Origin of the sequence: Zoogloea sp. LCSB751 (assembly GCF_002028455.1) — a bacterium.
Classification (GTDB): domain Bacteria; phylum Pseudomonadota; class Gammaproteobacteria; order Burkholderiales; family Rhodocyclaceae; genus Zoogloea.
On record NZ_MWUM01000002.1, the window covers coordinates 76,699 to 92,898 of the forward strand.

General features: G+C 66.6%; 13 protein-coding genes. 7 read left to right on the top strand and 6 right to left on the bottom strand.

The genetic code is table 11. The annotated features are described in order from the left end of the window. Nucleotides 1-21 precede the first annotated feature (21 nt). The 5 genes from B4920_RS03250 to B4920_RS03270 all read right to left on the bottom strand — a co-directional run bounded on the left by B4920_RS03250 (nucleotide 22) and on the right by B4920_RS03270 (nucleotide 4,886). The gene (locus B4920_RS03250; protein WP_079433184.1) at nucleotides 22-852 is read right to left on the bottom strand and encodes an alpha-1,2-fucosyltransferase; all 831 of its coding nucleotides are present in this window, start codon (nucleotides 850-852) and stop codon (nucleotides 22-24) included. Nucleotides 853-936: 84 nt separating this feature from the next. After that, on the bottom strand, nucleotides 937-2,106 hold the full coding sequence (locus B4920_RS03255; RefSeq protein WP_079433185.1) for a DegT/DnrJ/EryC1/StrS aminotransferase family protein: 1,170 nt from the start codon (nucleotides 2,104-2,106) through the stop codon (nucleotides 937-939). Next, nucleotides 2,103-3,026 carry an NAD-dependent epimerase/dehydratase family protein gene (locus B4920_RS03260; protein WP_079433186.1) on the bottom strand — a complete coding sequence of 308 codons (924 nt, stop codon included), beginning with the start codon at nucleotides 3,024-3,026 and terminating at the stop codon, nucleotides 2,103-2,105. The genes B4920_RS03255 and B4920_RS03260 overlap by 4 nt, the downstream gene beginning before the upstream one ends. Before the next feature lie 33 nt (nucleotides 3,027-3,059). Further along, the gene (gene gmd / locus B4920_RS03265) at nucleotides 3,060-4,163 is read right to left on the bottom strand and encodes a GDP-mannose 4,6-dehydratase (protein ID WP_079433187.1); all 1,104 of its coding nucleotides are present in this window, start codon (nucleotides 4,161-4,163) and stop codon (nucleotides 3,060-3,062) included. Between the two features lie 66 nt (nucleotides 4,164-4,229). Continuing rightward, complete coding sequence (locus B4920_RS03270) at nucleotides 4,230-4,886, bottom strand: HAD family hydrolase (RefSeq protein WP_079433188.1); 657 nt, start codon at nucleotides 4,884-4,886, stop codon at nucleotides 4,230-4,232. Between the two features lie 86 nt (nucleotides 4,887-4,972). Here B4920_RS03270 and tcdA point away from each other — a divergent pair, with 86 nt between their 5' ends. Further along, nucleotides 4,973-5,761, top strand: a complete 789-nt coding sequence (tcdA, locus tag B4920_RS03275; RefSeq protein WP_079433189.1) for a tRNA cyclic N6-threonylcarbamoyladenosine(37) synthase TcdA — start codon at nucleotides 4,973-4,975, stop codon at nucleotides 5,759-5,761. Here the strand turns inward: tcdA and B4920_RS03280 are convergent. Continuing rightward, the gene (locus B4920_RS03280) at nucleotides 5,736-6,581 is read right to left on the bottom strand and encodes a peptidoglycan DD-metalloendopeptidase family protein (RefSeq protein WP_079433190.1); all 846 of its coding nucleotides are present in this window, start codon (nucleotides 6,579-6,581) and stop codon (nucleotides 5,736-5,738) included. The genes tcdA and B4920_RS03280 overlap by 26 nt on opposite strands. 110 nt (nucleotides 6,582-6,691) lie before the next feature. On the opposite strand from B4920_RS03280, the gene B4920_RS03285 reads away from it, so the two are divergent. The 6 genes from B4920_RS03285 (at nucleotide 6,692) to B4920_RS03310 (ending at nucleotide 16,174) form a co-directional block, all read left to right on the top strand. Beyond that, complete coding sequence (locus tag B4920_RS03285; protein WP_079433191.1) at nucleotides 6,692-7,057, top strand: sirohydrochlorin chelatase; 366 nt, start codon at nucleotides 6,692-6,694, stop codon at nucleotides 7,055-7,057. A 176-nt stretch (nucleotides 7,058-7,233) separates the two neighbouring features. Next, nucleotides 7,234-8,286, top strand: coding sequence for an efflux RND transporter periplasmic adaptor subunit (locus B4920_RS03290; RefSeq protein WP_079433192.1), 1,053 nt, complete (start codon nucleotides 7,234-7,236; stop codon nucleotides 8,284-8,286). Between the two features lie 2 nt (nucleotides 8,287-8,288). Further along, a complete protein-coding gene (locus B4920_RS03295; RefSeq protein ID WP_079433193.1) occupies nucleotides 8,289-11,582 on the top strand; it encodes an efflux RND transporter permease subunit in 3,294 nt (1,097 codons plus the stop codon). Next, a complete protein-coding gene (locus B4920_RS03300; RefSeq protein ID WP_079433194.1) occupies nucleotides 11,579-11,803 on the top strand; it encodes a DUF2892 domain-containing protein in 225 nt (74 codons plus the stop codon). Before B4920_RS03295 ends, B4920_RS03300 begins: the two co-directional genes overlap by 4 nt. Nucleotides 11,804-11,885: 82 nt before the next feature. Then, the gene (locus B4920_RS03305; protein WP_161493230.1) at nucleotides 11,886-15,272 is read left to right on the top strand and encodes a PAS domain-containing protein; all 3,387 of its coding nucleotides are present in this window, start codon (nucleotides 11,886-11,888) and stop codon (nucleotides 15,270-15,272) included. Then, nucleotides 15,269-16,174 (top strand): response regulator, encoded by a 906-nt coding sequence (locus tag B4920_RS03310; protein ID WP_079433196.1) that lies wholly within the window; start codon nucleotides 15,269-15,271, stop codon nucleotides 16,172-16,174. The genes B4920_RS03305 and B4920_RS03310 overlap by 4 nt, the downstream gene beginning before the upstream one ends. The last annotated feature ends 26 nt before the right edge of the window (nucleotides 16,175-16,200 follow it).

Below are 16,200 nucleotides of genomic sequence, written 5' to 3' on the forward strand. Positions count from 1 at the left end.
CCGTGCCTTGCGCCGTGCTTGTCAGGCTTTCCGGACCGCACCTTCGACGATATGCCAGCGCTGAGCCCGTTGGTGCAGGACCGTGGCACTGGAGTGGGTGCAGAACGGGTAGGGCATGTAGACGATGGAATCGGGGGTTTCTCCAATGAACGCCCCCCAATACGAATAGGACGAATTCGACAGGATGAAATGCCTGCAGCTGCAGAGTGCATAGAAATCGAGGAAGGGATCTTTCGGATCGCCACGGACTACCTCGATATTGGGAATGCCCTGGAATTCGAATTGGCAGACATTGAATTCGTCCGTGAATACCAGCGCGGGCAGATCGCCATGGATACGCCGTATTTCCTTCAGCGCATTCCGGTAGTAATCCATGCGCGCCACGCCGTGATGTCCGTATTCATGCCGGCGGACATGAATGCCGATGGCGTTCATGTTCCTGATCTGTGTGCCGAGCTGGCCGAGCTCGCTGTTGGGCGGGACCGGCGTCGCCAGGGTACGCACGAATTCCTCATTGCCAGCCCAGTAGGCTTCATTCGACCAGTAGCCGTCAAGCACGATGTCCTTGTGTTCGCGGGCGAACTGGGCAATCTGGCCGAGGGCGTTTGCGGGGGCCAGCTCGTTCTGGTTCTCCCGCAGGATGATCGCCTCGGGCGGAATCACGTCCGGCGAAATCGCGCGGTTCTGCAGGTGGGGGAACAAATCGAGTTCGTATTTGAATCCGTAGCTGTAGTTCGTGAAGCTGTGATTCAGGAACCGGGCCGGAACCCCGGACAGCTGTTCCACCAGGAGGCCGAAGCAAGACTGAAATAGCTGATTCCCGAGCCCGCCCTGGATGTTAACGTAAATCATCGAGTGTCCTTTTTTGCATGGTGTGCTGCGCTTCCCTGTCGTGCTGCAAGCCTGCCGTCGTGTTGAGCCGGACGGGGCAGACCGCTACTGGAAAAGCCGACCGAGCTCGTCGATGGCGTCGGCAATGGGGTAGTGGTGGTTGCCGACGAACAGCCCGTTCCGGTCGATGTGTTCGGCATTGTCGAGTGCGCCGTGCACCTCGGCGTCGAAAAATCGCATGACTTCGTTCTTGGTGAAATTGCCTGCCACGATCGGGCGGCATTCGAATCCGGCGCCCGCCAGCCTGGCGATCAACTGCTCGCGGGTCAGCTTCGATCCGGGCCGGATGACGAGGCTGAATCCGAACCAGCTGCTGCGTCCGGTTTCCCGCTGGATCAGCAGTTGTGGATGATCGGCCAGCGCACCTTGCAGCCGGGCGCCATTCCGCCGGCGTTCGGCAATCAGGCCGGGCAGCTTCCGCACCTGCTCGACGCCGATGGCACCGGACAGCTCCAGCGGGCGGACGTTGTAACCGGGCAGCACGAAGCGGAAGGATTCCTTGAACGGATCGTCGCTCTTTTCGCCGCAGACGTGATTGAACTTGGGCAGGTTGCGGGTCCACCCGTGGGCGCGCAGCGCAAGCAGGATGTGGTGCAGCTCTTCGTCGTCGGTGACAACCACGCCGCCTTCCATGGTGGAAATGTGGTGTGAGAAGAATGAGCTGAAGCTGCCCATGACCCCGAAGGTTCCGGCTTTCTTTCCACCGAATTCGGCGCCCATCGATTCGCAATTGTCTTCGATGAGGCGGATGTCGCGGCCGGCAATCAGCTTGCGGATCACGTCGAAATCATTGGGATTGCCGAGAAGATTGACGGCCATGACAAGCCGCGTCTTCCCGCTGATTGCGGAGGCCAGTTGTTCGAGATCGTAATTGAGCGTATTCAGGTCGACGTCGACGAAGCGCAGTTTCAATCCGTATTGGTGAAGCGGGTAATAGGTCGTACTCCAGGACACCGCGGGGACGATGACCTCGTCGCCTCTCTTGAGTGGGTTGTCCTTCGTATAAAACAGGGCCGCGACCATCAGCAGATTGGCGGATGACCCCGAATTGACCATTACCGCATGCCGGCTGCCGATGTATTGCGCAAAGGCTTCCTCGAAAGCCCGGACCTCGGCCCCCATGCTGAACATGCCGGAGCGGATGACCCGCTGCATCGCTTCTTCTTCCGCACCATCCCAGCTCGATGTGGCAAGCGGGTACTTGAAGCTGTTCATCGGTCCGGACCCTTCAGGTAATAGTCGTAGGTGATTTCAATGCCTTTCTCCAGGGGGGTCGCGGCATGCCAACCCCAGCGGGAACTGCGCTCAATGCTGACGAGCTTTTGCAGCATTCCCACGGGCTTTGTCAAGTCGTGGGTAAAGCCGCCGGAATAGCCGATCACGCGGGCGGCAATTGCATAGTATTCATTGACGGTCCAGTCACGGCCCAGGCCGGCATTCATCAGCGGCGGCAGGGATTCGAATTGCTCCACTGCGCGCCACATGCAGTCGGCCAGATCGCCGGCATACATGAATTCCCGGCGTGCCTCGCCGGAGCCCCATATTTCCACCTGCTCGAGGCCACCGGTTTTCGCTTCGTGGAGCTTGCGGATGATGGAGGGCAGCATGTGCGCGCTAGCGGGCGCGAACTTGTCGTGGCGGCCGTAGATGTTGCAGGGGATCAAGGTCTTGTACTGGTACTCGGCGTTTTCCCGGGTGATGTATTCGCATAGCTTGGCGACGGCGATCTTGGCCAGGGCGTAGCCTTCATTGGTGGGCTCGAGCTCCCCGTGCAGGATCCGCTCCTCGCACAGCGGATTGGCTGCATCGCGCGGGTACATGCATGAACTGCCGAGATTGAGGAGGGCCTTCACGCCGCATGCACGTGCGGCCAGTACGAGGTTGCGTCCGATGTCCAGGTTGTCCACCAGGAACGCGACCGGCTCGCGCAGGTTGGCCTGGATGCCGCCCACCTTGCCTGCCGCATGAACGATGATGTCCGGTGCCTTTGCCGCGAGCCAGCGGTGTACCGCGGCGGCATCCCGCAGGTCGAGCTCGGTGCTGTCCGGGGCCAGGATGTCATGGCTCCGGGCGGTGGGGTGTTCGAGGAAATTGCGGCCGACCATGCCGCGTCCGCCCGTCAGGAAGATCCGCACGATTGTTCTCCTACTGCTGCCCGCCTTCGGTCATCACTCGTGATGATCGAAGGCACTGAAACCGTGCTGTTTGACCAGTTCGTCCCGCTGGGCCTCCAAAAGATCTTCACGCACCATTTCCGCGACCAGTTCGGCAAAGCTTGTTTTCGGGGTCCACCCGAGTATTTCCCGCGCCCTGGTGGCATCGCCGAGGAGGCTGTCCACTTCGGTCGGCCTGAAATAGCGTGGATCCACGGCCACGATCGGTTGTGGGGAGTGCCGGGTGCCATCGGCGGACACCCAGTACCCTTTTTCGTCGGTGCCGCTGCCCTCCCACCTGATGTACATGTCCAGCTCCCGGGCGGCGGCATCGACGAAATCCCGCACGCTGTGCTGGACGCCGGTCGCGATCACGAAATCCTCCGGCGTGTCCTGCTGCAGCATCAGCCATTGCATCTCGACGTAGTCGCGGGCATGGCCCCAATCCCGTTTCGAATCGAGGTTGCCCAGATACAGGCAGTCCTGCAGGCCCAGCTTGATGCGCGCAATGGCCCGGGTGATCTTCCGGGTCACGAAAGTCTCGCCGCGGACAGGACTTTCGTGATTGAACAGGATGCCGTTGCAGGCATACATGCCGTAGGCCTCCCGGTAGTTGATGGTGATCCAGTAGGCGTAGAGCTTGGCGATTGCGTACGGGCTGCGGGGGTAGAAGGGGGTGGTCTCCCGCTGCGGCGTCTCCCGCACGAGGCCGTAGAGCTCGGACGTGCTGGCCTGGTAGAAGCGGGTCCGGTCCTCGAGCCCGAGCATCTTGATGGCTTCCAGGATGCGCAGGGGGCCGAGGGCGTCGGAGTTGGCGGTGTACTCCGGCTCCTCGAAGCTGACGGCGACATGGCTCTGGGCGGCCAGGTTGTAGATCTCGTCCGGCCTGACTTTCTGGATGATCCGGATCAGGCTCGACGAGTCGGTCATGTCGCCGTGGTGCAGTACGAAGCGACCGTCGGACTGGTGTGGATCCTGGAACAGGTGGTCGATCCGGTGGGTGTTGAAGAGCGAGGTCCGGCGTTTGATGCCATGGACGATGTAGCCCTTCTGCAGCAGGAATTCAGCGAGATAGGATCCGTCCTGGCCCGTGATGCCCGTGATCAGCGCGATTTTCATGGTGCGGGTATTTCCTTTCGGTGGTCCTGCCGCAGGCTCCGGCCTGGGGGCTGGGTGCGTGGAGGGTCAGGCCTTGCGCAGGGCGTCGGATAGCTGGCCGGGCTGTGCGGCGGCCTGCCAGTGGGCTGGCAGCGCTTCGGCCGCGATGCTTCCGTAACCCCACGTCGCCGCGATGAACGGCAGTCCGTTGGCATCCGCCGATTCCCCGTCCTCGCTGCGGTCGCCGATGTAGATGGCGCTGTCCTTCGGCAATTCGTGGTCGGCCAGCAGGCGGGCGATCATCGCAGCCTTGTTGGGCAGCCGCGGCTCGAACAGGTCCAGCGCGTAGATGTGGTCGAAGTAGTCGAGCCAGCCCAGGTGGGCGAGGATCAGGCGGGTGGGGTGGATGCGCTTGTTGGTGGCGATGGACAGGGACAGGCCGGCCTCCCTCAGGGCTTTGACCATGTCGCCGACGCCGGCATAGGCGGCGGTCTGCTTGTAGCCTTCGCTGTCGTAGCTGGTCTTGAAGCCGTCGGCGAGGCGGGCGATCAGCGCCGTGTCGGTGCTGCCGCTGAGCTGCTGCAGGGTTTCCAGCAGCGGCGGGCCGATGATGCTCTCGTCGATGGCGATCACCGGGTTCAGGCCGGCGTGGGCGAAGGCGTCGCGGAAGCTGGCCAGAATGGCCGGAGCGGAGTCGATGAGGGTGCCGTCGAGGTCGAACAGGATGTGGGTGTAGCGGGGCATGGGCGTGGTTGCGTGATGAGCGGCAAGGACCCGGGATTATGGCCCCGTCGGGTATATTTGCGCGCCCGACCCGGATTTTGTGCGCCATGGAAACGACCGATCTTGATGCCCCCGACGATTCCCGCCGCTTCGGCGGCCTGGCCCGCCTGTATGGTGAGGCTGGACGCGCCCGGCTGGCGGAGGCGCGGGTCTGCGTGGTGGGTATCGGCGGCGTCGGTTCGTGGGCGGCCGAAGGGCTGGCCCGCAGTGGCATCGGCGCGCTGACGCTGATCGACCTGGACCACGTCGCCGAATCCAACATCAACCGCCAGATCCACGCCGCGGACGCGACCCTCGGCCAGGCCAAGGTGGAGGCCATGCGCGAGCGTATCGCCGGCTACAACCCGGCCTGCCGGGTGGATGTGGTGGATGACTTCGTGACCGCCGACAACACCGCCGAGCTGCTCGGCGCCGGCTTCGACTACGTGGTGGATGCCATCGACGCGGTACGCGTGAAGGTGGCGATGATCGCCTTCTGCCGACGTGCCGGTGTGCCGGTGATCACCTGTGGTGCCGCTGGCGGGCAGATCGACCCGACGCAGATCCGTGTGGACGACCTGGCGCGGACCATCCAGGACCCGCTGCTGGCCAAGGTGCGTGGGCAGTTGCGCAAGGCGCACGGCTTTACCCGCGATCCGAAGAAGAAGTTCGGCGTGGAGGCGGTGTTCTCCACAGAGCCGCTGCGCTACCCGTCGTCCGACGTGGCCTGCGAGGTGTCGGTGGGGGGGCCGGCCGGCCTCAACTGCGCCGGCTTCGGCTCGGTAGTGACGGTGACTGCCAGCGTCGGTTTGTTTGCCGCCGCGCGGGTCCTCAACGGGCTGGCTGCGGCCCGATGAACAAGGCGGGGTCGACCGCCGCGCCGTTGAGATAGACGCTCCAGTGCAGGTGCGGGCCGGTGGCCCGGCCGCTGCTGCCCGACTGGCCGAGCACGTCGCCGCGGCGCACCGCCTGGCCGAGCTGGACGCCGGCTTTGTCCAGGTGGCAGACCATGCTGACGAAACCCTGGCCGTGGTCCACGAAGACGGTTTTCCCGTTGAAGTAGAAGTCGTCCACCAGCGTCACCACGCCGTCGGCCGGGGCGCGTACGGCGGTCCCGGTCGGTACTGCCACGTCCAGCCCGGTGTGCGGTGCGCGCGGCTCGTCGTTGAAGATGCGGCGCAGGCCGAAGCGGCTGGACAGGCGGCCAGTGGCCGGTAGCGTGAGATCCGTGCGGGGTACCGGCACGTCGCGGAACTGGCTGCGTACGCTGATCTGGCGATCCCGCTCGGCGTTGATGCGGTCCAGGTCCTCCTCGTCCGGATTGACCATCTTGGGGTTCTTGATGGTCAGGCGCTGCACCGGGTAGGCCTTGGCGGCCACGTGGAAGGGCTGGGTGCGGCGGGCGCCGTCCGGGCCGATTTCCAGGTATTGATCGCCGACCGGTGTGTCGAGGGGCAGGCCGACCAGCGCGTACCAGCCTTCCCGGCGCTGTTGCAGGAGCACCGGATGGCCGGCGTAGCGGACTTCCGGGCGGGGCGTGCTGGCTTCGGCGACGAGGATGGATGCGACGCCGCCGGGAACCGATTCCGGGCGCAGTTCGGCATGGGCGGGGCCGATGCTGCCGGCCAGCAGGAGGAGGGCGGCAGCGGTGTGCCGGAGGCGGGGCGGAATGAACATGGCGGAGCGGGAACGCAGTGGGGTGGGGATTTGACCATGTTCCACCGGCTGCGTGGATTAACATCGAGTATGGTCACATCAGTTTTGACGCAGACAGGCAGGAGCAGAGGATGACGCAGGACGCAATCGTATTGTTTGCCCATGGGGCGCGGGATCCGGAATGGGCGAAGCCGGCCCGGCGTGTAGCGGCCGAGGTGCAAGGCCTGCGGCCGGACGCACAGGTGACGGTGGCCTTCCTCGAGCTGATGGAGCCGACCCTGGCCGACGCGGTGGAAGCCGCGGTTGCGGCGGGCGCGCGCAATCTGCGCATCGTGCCGCTGTTCCTGGCCCAGGGCGGCCACCTCAAGCGCGATGTGCCGGCCCTGGTCGAGGCCGCCAGGGCCCGTCATCCGGACTGTCGTATCGAACTGGTGGCGGCAGTGGGGGAGGACGACGGCGTCGTGCGGGCGATGGCCGCTTATTCAGCAGGAGCCTGACTACTGGCGGTGGGGGGGCTCAAGGCTGTGGAGGCGGCTTCATCCGCCTGACCGGTGGAATGGAGGTGGGGCTTCAAGTCGTGGGGGCGGATGAATTGGCCCCTACTGCAGTCAGCCGCGCTTGTGGGATTCTGCCAGGGCTTGACGGTTTTAAATATTAGATTATTCTAATATTTATGTCGCGATACTTCTCTCTTCTCGGCGCCGGCCTGTTGGCCGGCCTGATGCTCACCCATGGGCCGCTGCTGGCGGCCGATGGCGCGGATGCTGTTCCCACTGTCCAGGTCCGTGTATTAGCCCGCGCCAGCACCTATGCCAGCGAAGCCGTCATCGAGGCGGTCCGCCAGGCCACTGTTGCGTCCCAAGTACAGGGGCGCGTGCTGGAGGCCAAGGTGGATGCCGGCGCGCGCGTGCGCCAGGGCGAGGTGTTGATGCGCATCGATACCCGCGAGGCCGACCAGGCGGTAGCTGGCGCTGCCGCCAACGTGGCCGCGGCCCAGGCGCGGCTCGGCGACGCCCGCTTGAGCCTGGAGCGCGCACGCAGTCTCAAAGCACGCAATTTCGTCAGTGCTGCCGCCCTCGACCAGGCCCAGGCCGCCTACGACGCGGCGCTGGCCCAGCAGAAGGCGGCCGAGGCCGGGCGCGCTCAGGCGGCCGCCTCGCGCGGTTTCGCCACCGTCACTTCGCCGCTCAATGGTGTCGTTGCTCAGCGCCTCACGGAGGCGGGTGAAATGGCCCAGCCGGGGCGCCCGCTGCTGATCGTCTATGAGCCGGGCAGCCTGCGTGCGGTGGCCGACGTGCCCCAGGCCCGTCTGGCTGACTTGGCCAAGGCCGGCATGAAGGCGCGGGTCGAGTTTCCTGAGTCCGGGCGCTGGCTGGATGCGGCGTCCGTCGTAGTGCTGCCGGCGGCCGACCCGCGTACCCACACTGCCCGCGTGCGGGTGAATCTGTCGGCCGAGGTGGCCGGCGTGGTGCCGGGCATGGCGGCGCGCGTGCATTTCGCGGTCGGTGAGGCGCCGCGCATCGCGGTGCCGGCGGCGGCGGTGCTGCGCCGCGGCGAATTGACCGGCATCTACGTGGCGGACGGCAAGGGCGGCTTCAGCCTGCGCCAGCTGCGCCTCGGCAATGCGCTCGACGATGGCAGCGTCGAGGTGCTGGCGGGTCTCGCCGGCGGCGAGAGCGTGGCGCTCGATCCGGTGCGTGCCGGCCTGGCCCGGAAGGCGCGCTAACCATGGGCATCGCCGGACGTCTTGCGGCGCTGTTCCAGCGCAACGCCCTCACACCCCTGCTCGCTCTGGTGCTGATGTTGCTCGGTGTATTCGCCGCGTTGATCACGCCGAAGGAGGAGGAGCCACAGATCGACGTGACGATGGCCGACGTGATGGTGGCCTTCCCGGGCGCCTCGGCGAAGGACGTGGAGGCCCTCGTCGCGCGGCCGGCGGAGCAGGTGCTGTCGCGCATCGCCGGCATGGACCACGTCTTCTCGGTGTCGCGTCCAGGGATGGCGGTGATCACCGTGCAGTTCAAGGTCGGCGTCAAGAACCAGGACGCCATCGTGCGCCTGTACGACACCATTCACAGCCACCGGGACTGGATCTCCCCCGAGCTCGGCGTGGCCGAGCCGATCGTCAAGCCGAAGGGCATCGACGACGTGCCGATTGTGGCCCTTACGCTGTGGACGCGCGACGAGGCCCGTTCGGCCTTCGACCTGCAGCAGGTGGCGCAGGCGGTGGAGGTCGAACTCAAGCGCGTCAAGGGTACCCGCGACGTCAGTACCATCGGCGGCCCCGGTCACGTGCTGCGCGTGCTGCTCGACGTGGGGAGGATGAACGCCTTCGGCATCACGCCGCAGGACCTGAAGGGCGCGCTGCTGCTCGCCAACGCGTCCCAGCCGAGCGGCGTGCTGACCCGCGCCAATCAGGAGGTGCTGGTGCAGACCGGCACTTACGTGGAGAGCGCCGCCGACGTGCGGCGCCTGGTGGTTGGCGTGTCCGGCGGCAAGCCGGTGCACGTGGCCGACGTGGCGACGGTGCTCGACGGGCCGGACCAGCCGTCCCGCTATGTGTGGCACGGCCTCGGCAAGGGGGCGCCCGATGCTGGCGCGGCGGCCGGCGAGCGCTTCCCGGCGGTGACCCTGTCCATCTCCAAGAAGCCGGGCGAAAACGCTGCCGACGTGGCCGACGGCGTGATCCGCCGCATCGCGGCCTTGAAGGGCAGCATCGTGCCGGACGGCGTCGAGGTGACGATCACCCGCAACTACGGCGCAACGGCCACCGAGAAGGCCGACAAGCTGATCGGCAAGCTGGTCTTCGCCACCTCGGCGGTGGTGCTGCTGGTGTTTTTCGCGCTCGGCAAACGCGAGGCGGTGATCGTCGGCGCGGCGGTGACCCTGACTCTGGCGGCGACCCTGTTCGCGTCCTGGGCCTGGGGCTTCACGCTCAACCGGGTCAGCCTGTTCGCGCTGATCTTCTCCATCGGCATCCTGGTGGACGACGCCATCGTGGTCGTCGAGAACATCCACCGCTGGCACGCCCTGGAGCCGGGCAAGCCCCTGTGGCAGCTGATCCCGAAGGCGGTGGACGAGGTCGGCGGGCCGACCATCCTGGCCACTTTCACGGTCATCGCGGCGTTGTTGCCGATGGCCTTCGTCAGTGGCCTGATGGGCCCCTACATGAGCCCGATCCCGATCAACGCATCGATGGGCATGTTCATTTCGCTGGCGGTGGCCTTCGTGGTGACCCCGTGGCTGGCCGGCAAGCTGATGAAGGGCGGGCACGTTCCTGACGCCGCCTCCCCCGTGGGGGCGATTTCAATCGCCCAAACCCCGTCCGACCACGGCCCCGACCGCCTCACCCACCGCCTCGAAGCCCTGTTCCGCCGCCTGATGACGCCGCTGCTCGATCCGGTCCGCGGCGGCCGTGTGCGCGCCAGGCTGTGGTTCGGCGTGGTGCTGGCGATCGCCCTGTCGGTGTCGCTCGCGGTGGTGCAGTTGGTGGTGCTGAAGATGCTGCCCTTCGACAACAAGAGCGAGTTCCAGGTGGTCCTCGACATGCCGGTCGGCACGCCGGTCGAGGCCACGGCCGAGGTGTTGCGAGAAATCGGTGCCGAGCTGGCCAAGGTCGATGAGGTCACCGACTTCCAGGCTTACGCCGGCACCGCGTCGCCGATCAACTTCAATGGCCTGGTCCGTCAGTATTACCTGCGTGCCCAGCCCGAGATGGGCGACATTCAGGTGAACCTGGTGGACAAGCATCACCGCAGCCGGCAGAGCCACGAGATCGCGGTGAGCGTGCGCGACGCGGTGGCTGCCATCGCCAAAAAGCACGGCGGCAATGCCAAGGTAGTGGAGGTGCCGCCGGGGCCGCCGGTGCTGTCGCCGATCGTCGCCGAGGTGTACGGCCCCGATTACGCCGGGCAGGTGGCGGTGGCCGGCAAGGTGCGTGCGGCCTTCGAGACCAGCGCGGACATCGTCGGCGTGGACGACACGGTGGACGAGGCGGCGCCCAAGCTGGTGCTGCGCGTCAATCAAGCCAAGGCGGCCCAGCTCGGCGTGGCCCAGGCCGACATTGTCGAAGTGGTGCGCCTGGGCCTCGGCGGCGAGAACGTCACGCCGGTGCATGGCGGCGACAACAAGTACGAGATTCCGGTGCGCCTGACGCTGCCGTCGGAAGACCTGTCGGGCATCGAGCAGATCCTGCAGATGCGTGTCCGAGCCCGCGCAGCGGAGGCTGGCGGCGCGCTGGTGCCGGTGTCGGAGCTGGTTCAGGTGGAGCCGACGCGGCGGGAGCAAGTGATCTACCACAAGGACCTGCTGCCGGTGGTCTATGTGACCGGCGACATGGGCGGCAAGCTGGACTCGCCGCTGTACGGCATGTTCGACATTCGCAGCCGCGTGAAGGACCTGCCGCTGGTCGGCGAACGCCTGGCCGGCACCCTCGACGAGTGGTTCATCCACCAGCCGGACGACCCCTACGCGGCCTACGCCATCAAGTGGGATGGCGAATGGCAGATCACCTACGAGACTTTCCGCGACATGGGCGCCGCCTACGCGGTGGGCCTGGTGCTGATCTACGTGCTGGTGGTGGCCCAGTTCCGCAGCTACCTGGTGCCGCTGATCATCATGGCGCCGATCCCGCTGACTCTCATCGGCGTGATGCCGGGGCACGCGCTGCTGCATAGCCAGTTCACCGCCACCAGCATGATCGGGATGATCGCGCTGGCCGGCATCATCGTGCGCAACTCGATCCTGCTGGTGGATTTCATCGACCAGCAGGTGGTGGCCGGCGTGCCGATGGCGGAGGCCACCATCCACGCGGCGGCGGTGCGCGCCAAGCCGATCGGCCTGACCGGCCTGGCGGCGATGATCGGCGCGCTGTTCATCCTCGACGACCCGATCTTCAACGGGCTGGCGATCAGCCTGATCTTCGGCGTGCTGGTGTCCACGCTGCTGACCCTGGTCGTCATTCCGGTCCTGTATTTTGCCGCTACCCACGGACGCGGCGCGCACGGCGGAGAGTCATCATGAAACTGAACATCAACCAGTGGGTGCGGGTCTTCGCTGGCACTTTTGTACTCGTCTCCCTCGGCCTCGGCGTGGAGGGCAGCCCCTTCTTCGTCAGTCACAACTTCCTGTGGTTCACCGCCTTCGTCGGCGCCAACCTGCTGCAGAGCGGTTTCACACGCTTCTGTCCGCTGGAGAACATCCTGCGCAAGTTCGGCGTCAAGGACGAGGTCGGCAACCGCTGAGCCTCGCTCCGGCGGGGTTGCTCAAGCTTTGCGGCGGCGGGCCGTACACCTCCGGGTGATGAGTTCGACCGCCGCAATCCATTTGGCCCGGATCCGCGCTGTTCTCCGCCACCTGGGCAGCCTGCCGGGGCGGGAGCGGCGCTGGTTCGGGCTGGTTCTCGGGCTGGGCCTGCTGGCCACCGGCTGGGGCTGGTCCTACCTGCGCGACCAGGATGCGGAACTCGAGCAGGCCCGCCACGAGGCGGCCGTCGACCGCCTCGAGCACCAGTTGAAGGAGCGCTTCGGTAAGGTGGATTTCATCCTGCGTGGTGTCACCGGGATGTTCTCCGCCCAGTACATCGTCGAGCGTCGGGAATTCGAAACCTATGTGGCCGGCCTCAAGCCGACCGAGTCGCTGCCCGAGGTGCTGGGGGTCGGCTTTGCGCGGCGTGTCGAGCCGGCGCGCATCCCCGCCGTCGAAGCCTTGCTGTCGGCGAGTTACGGCAAGCCGACCCGGGTGCAGCCCGCGCCCGATCCGCGCCACCGGCCGCTGAGCTTTCCGCTGGTGTACCTGTGGCCGCTCAACGAGCGGGCGGACAGTGTGATCGGCCTTGACGCCTACGCCGACCCGGTACGTCGGCAGGCCATGGATGCTGCGCTGAAATCCGGCGAAATGGCCATGAGCGCACCGGCCAGGGTGACCGGGCGGGAATCGCGCGAGCGGGTGTCGGGCGTCGTGCTGTATCAGGCGGCGCGGCCGATCGACGAGTTCAGTGCGACCGAAGTGGGCGCCGAGGGCCTGGTGGTGCTGGCCATCGCCGTGACCCCGCTGTTCGACAGCCTGCGGGCTTCGGCCATCGCCGGCTACGATCTGGTGGTGGATGACGTTACCGACACCACCCCCGTGCGCGTGTACATGGACGAGAGCGCCATGCACACGCCACCGGTGGCCGTGCGGGAAGTGCACTTCGGCGAACGCGACTGGCGTCTGTCGATCCTGGCGCCGCCGACGACGGGGCAGTGGGCCTCGTCAACGCTGGCCGGTGTCGGCGGCTGTACCGCGAGCGTTCTGCTGGCCCTGGTGGTGGCGAGCCTGGCCGGACAGCAGAAGCGGGCCGAGAGCCTGGCCGCCGACATGACCCGGGAGCTGCGCACCAGCGAGAAGCGCTTCGAGCTGGCCGTTTCGGCGACCGATGAAGGGATCTGGGAATGGCAGGTCGGCCGGCGCGAGATCTTCCTGTCGCCGCGCTGCGACCGTCTGCTGGGCTACCCGGAAGGCGGCCTGCCGCGCAGCGGGCGCGGCATCCTGCGCTCCATGTCGGTGCAGGGGCGGCACGATTTCATCGAGGCCTTCCGCGGCCTGTTGCGCAATTCCCGGGCGCTCGACTGCGTGGTGCCCCTGGCTCGCATCGACGGCAGCACCGGCTGGTTCCACCTGGCCGGCAAGGCCGAGCTGGATGGTGAGGGCCGGCCGTTGCGCACCGCCGGTGCCGCGTCGGACGTCACCGCCCTGCGGCGCGCCCGCCAGGCGGTGATCGATTCCCACGCCCGTCTGGATGCGCTGTACCAGCATGCCTCTCTCGGTATGGCCCTGATCGATGCGGGCGGGCGGTACCTGCAGGCCAATCCGGCCTTCTGCCGCATCACCGCTTATGCCGAGGAGGCGCTGCGGGCCGGGGTCGAACTGGAGCAGGGCGCGCCGCTGGTTGCCACCGCCGGGGCGGACCCGGCCGGTGCGGCCCTTGCCCGCGAGACGGAATTCGCGCGCAAGGACGGGCGGTGCGTACCGGTGCTGGTGACCACCTCCGTGGTCGGCGGCAGCGACGGGCTGCGCTGGGTCATCGTCGAGGATGTGACGGCCCGCAAGGCGGAGCAGCAGGCCATCCAGGAGGCACATGCGACCAACGAGTCCCTGATTGCCGCGATGCCCGATATGTTGTTCCAGCTCAACAGCGAGATGCGCATCGTGCGCTACCACGCGGACAGCCGGGAGGCCCTGTCGATGCCGCCGGAGGCCTTCCTCGGCAAGCGCCTGGACGAATCCCTGTCGCCGGACATGGCACGCCGCTTCGCCGAGGCGGCGCAGGCCGCGTCGCGCAGCGGGCGTCTGCAGCGTGTCGAATACACCTCCACCCGTGGGGGCAAACTGCGGCATTTCGAGGCCCGTTTCCGGGCCGTGCGCACCGGCGGTGCGCTGGCGGTGATCCGCGACGTCACCGATCTGAAGGAAACCGAGCTGGCCCTGCGCGAAAGCGAGGCCCGCTGGCAGTTCGCGCTGGACGGCGCCGGCGATGGAGTGTGGGACTGGAACATCGTGACCGGCCGGATCTTCCGCTCCCCCCGCTGGCTGAGCATGCTCGGCTATGGCATGGAGGAGGCCGGAGAGAGCGGCAGCGAATGGGCATGGCGTGTCCATCCCGATGACCTGTCGGCGCTACTGGCCGCCCGCGATGCCCATCTGCGCGGCGACACCCCTTATTTCACGCACCAGGCACGGCTGCGCTGCAAGGACGGTCAGTACAAGTGGGTGTTGGCGCGCGGGCTGGTGGTCGAACGCAACGACAGCGGGCGGGCCCTGCGGATGATCGGCACGCAGACCGATATCGACGAGGTGAAGGCCCGCGAGGCCCAGATCCTCGACCACAATTTCGATCTGGCCACGCTGGTGGCGGCGCGCACCCGCGACCTGCAGGCCGCCAAGGAGGCGGCCGAGGCGGCCAACGAGGCCAAGTCGGTGTTTCTCGCCAACATGTCCCACGAGCTGCGCACGCCGATGCACGGGGTGCTCAGCTACGCCCGCCTGGGGGAAGGCCGGGTCGCCCAGGCTGGGCACGAAAAGCTGCGCGGCTATTTCCACCGCATCCGGGTCAGTGGCGAGCGGCTGCTCCTGCTGCTCAACGACCTGCTCGACCTGTCCAAACTGGAGGCCGGCCGGATGGTGCTGAACCTGCAAACGATCGACATGTCCAGGGTGGTGCAGGATGGCCTGCGGGAGTTCGAGGCGCTCTTCCAGGCGCGTGACCTGCAGATCCGTGTGGAGCGGGCGGCCGATCTGCCATCGTTACGGGGGGATGCGGCGCGCCTGGGGCAGGTGGTGATGAACCTGCTGTCCAATGCAGCCAAGTTCACGCCGGAGGGCAAGGGCATTCTCCTGTCCTTGCAGGTCGGCCGCTTGTCCGACGGCGCGCTGGAGGTGACGGGGTACGAGGATGGCCCGGCCTTGGTATTCTGCGTGTCCGACGAGGGGGTGGGCATTCCGGCAGGCGAGCTCGGGGCGGTCTTCGACAAGTTCGTGCAGAGCAGCCGAACCCGCACCGGCGCCGGTGGAACAGGGCTGGGTCTGGCGATCTGCCAGGAGATCGTCACGGCCCATGGTGGATACATCCGGGCGCGCAACAATGCGGCGGGCGGTGCAGAATTCATCGTTGCGTTGCCGCTGACTGAACAGGACAAGCCGTTGCTGGCGAAGGCAGAAGAGGGAGAGACATGAGCAAGGCAAGGATACTGGTGGTGGACGATGAGCCCTTCAATCTGGACATCGTCGGCGAATACCTGGACGAAATGGGTTTCGACCTGGTGATGGTGGATTCCGGCGAAGCGGCCTGGGAGGCCTTGCGCCAGCCCGATTCCCGCTTCGACCTGGTCCTGCTCGACCGCATGATGCCGGGCATGGACGGCATCAGCGTGCTGCGCCTGATCAAGGGCGACGAACGCCTGCGTTCCATCCCGGTGATCATGCAGACCGCCGCCACCTCGCCCGAGCAGGTCCGTGAAGGCCTGGCCGCCGGCGCCTTCTACTATCTCACCAAGCCTTTCGAGGGCGAGGCACTGCAGACCATCATCCGCTCGGCCCTCGACGACATGCGCGTGCGCCGCGAGCTGACCGCCAGCCTTGCCGAGCAGGCGCAGGCCTTCCGCTGCATGAAGGAGGGCGAGTTCCGCATCCGCACCCTCGAAGAGGCACGGGTGCTGGCCTCCTTCATCGCCTTGCTGGGACCCCAGCCGGACACCCTGGCGATGGGCCTGTCCGAGCTGCTGGTGAACGGCGTCGAGCATGGCAACCTGGGCATCGAGTTCTCCGAGAAGAGCCGCCTGCGCGAGAGCGACAGCTGGGAGGAGGAGATCGCCCGCCGGCTCGCCCTGCCGGAAAACCGGGACAAGGTCGTGCGCCTGCGGGTGCGCTGCGACGACAGCCGCTGGGTGTTCGAGATCCGCGACGACGGCGAGGGCTTCGACTGGCGCAAGTTCCTCGATTTCGACCCGGAGCGCGCCTTCGCGCCCAATGGACGCGGCATCGCCCTGTCCCGCCAGCTGGCCTTCGCCAGTCTGACCTACCTGCCGCCGGGCAACCAGGTGGTGGTTACGGTTCCCAAGGTCCAGGGCCTGGCCTGATCCGTACTGGATGGATATTGCGTGTA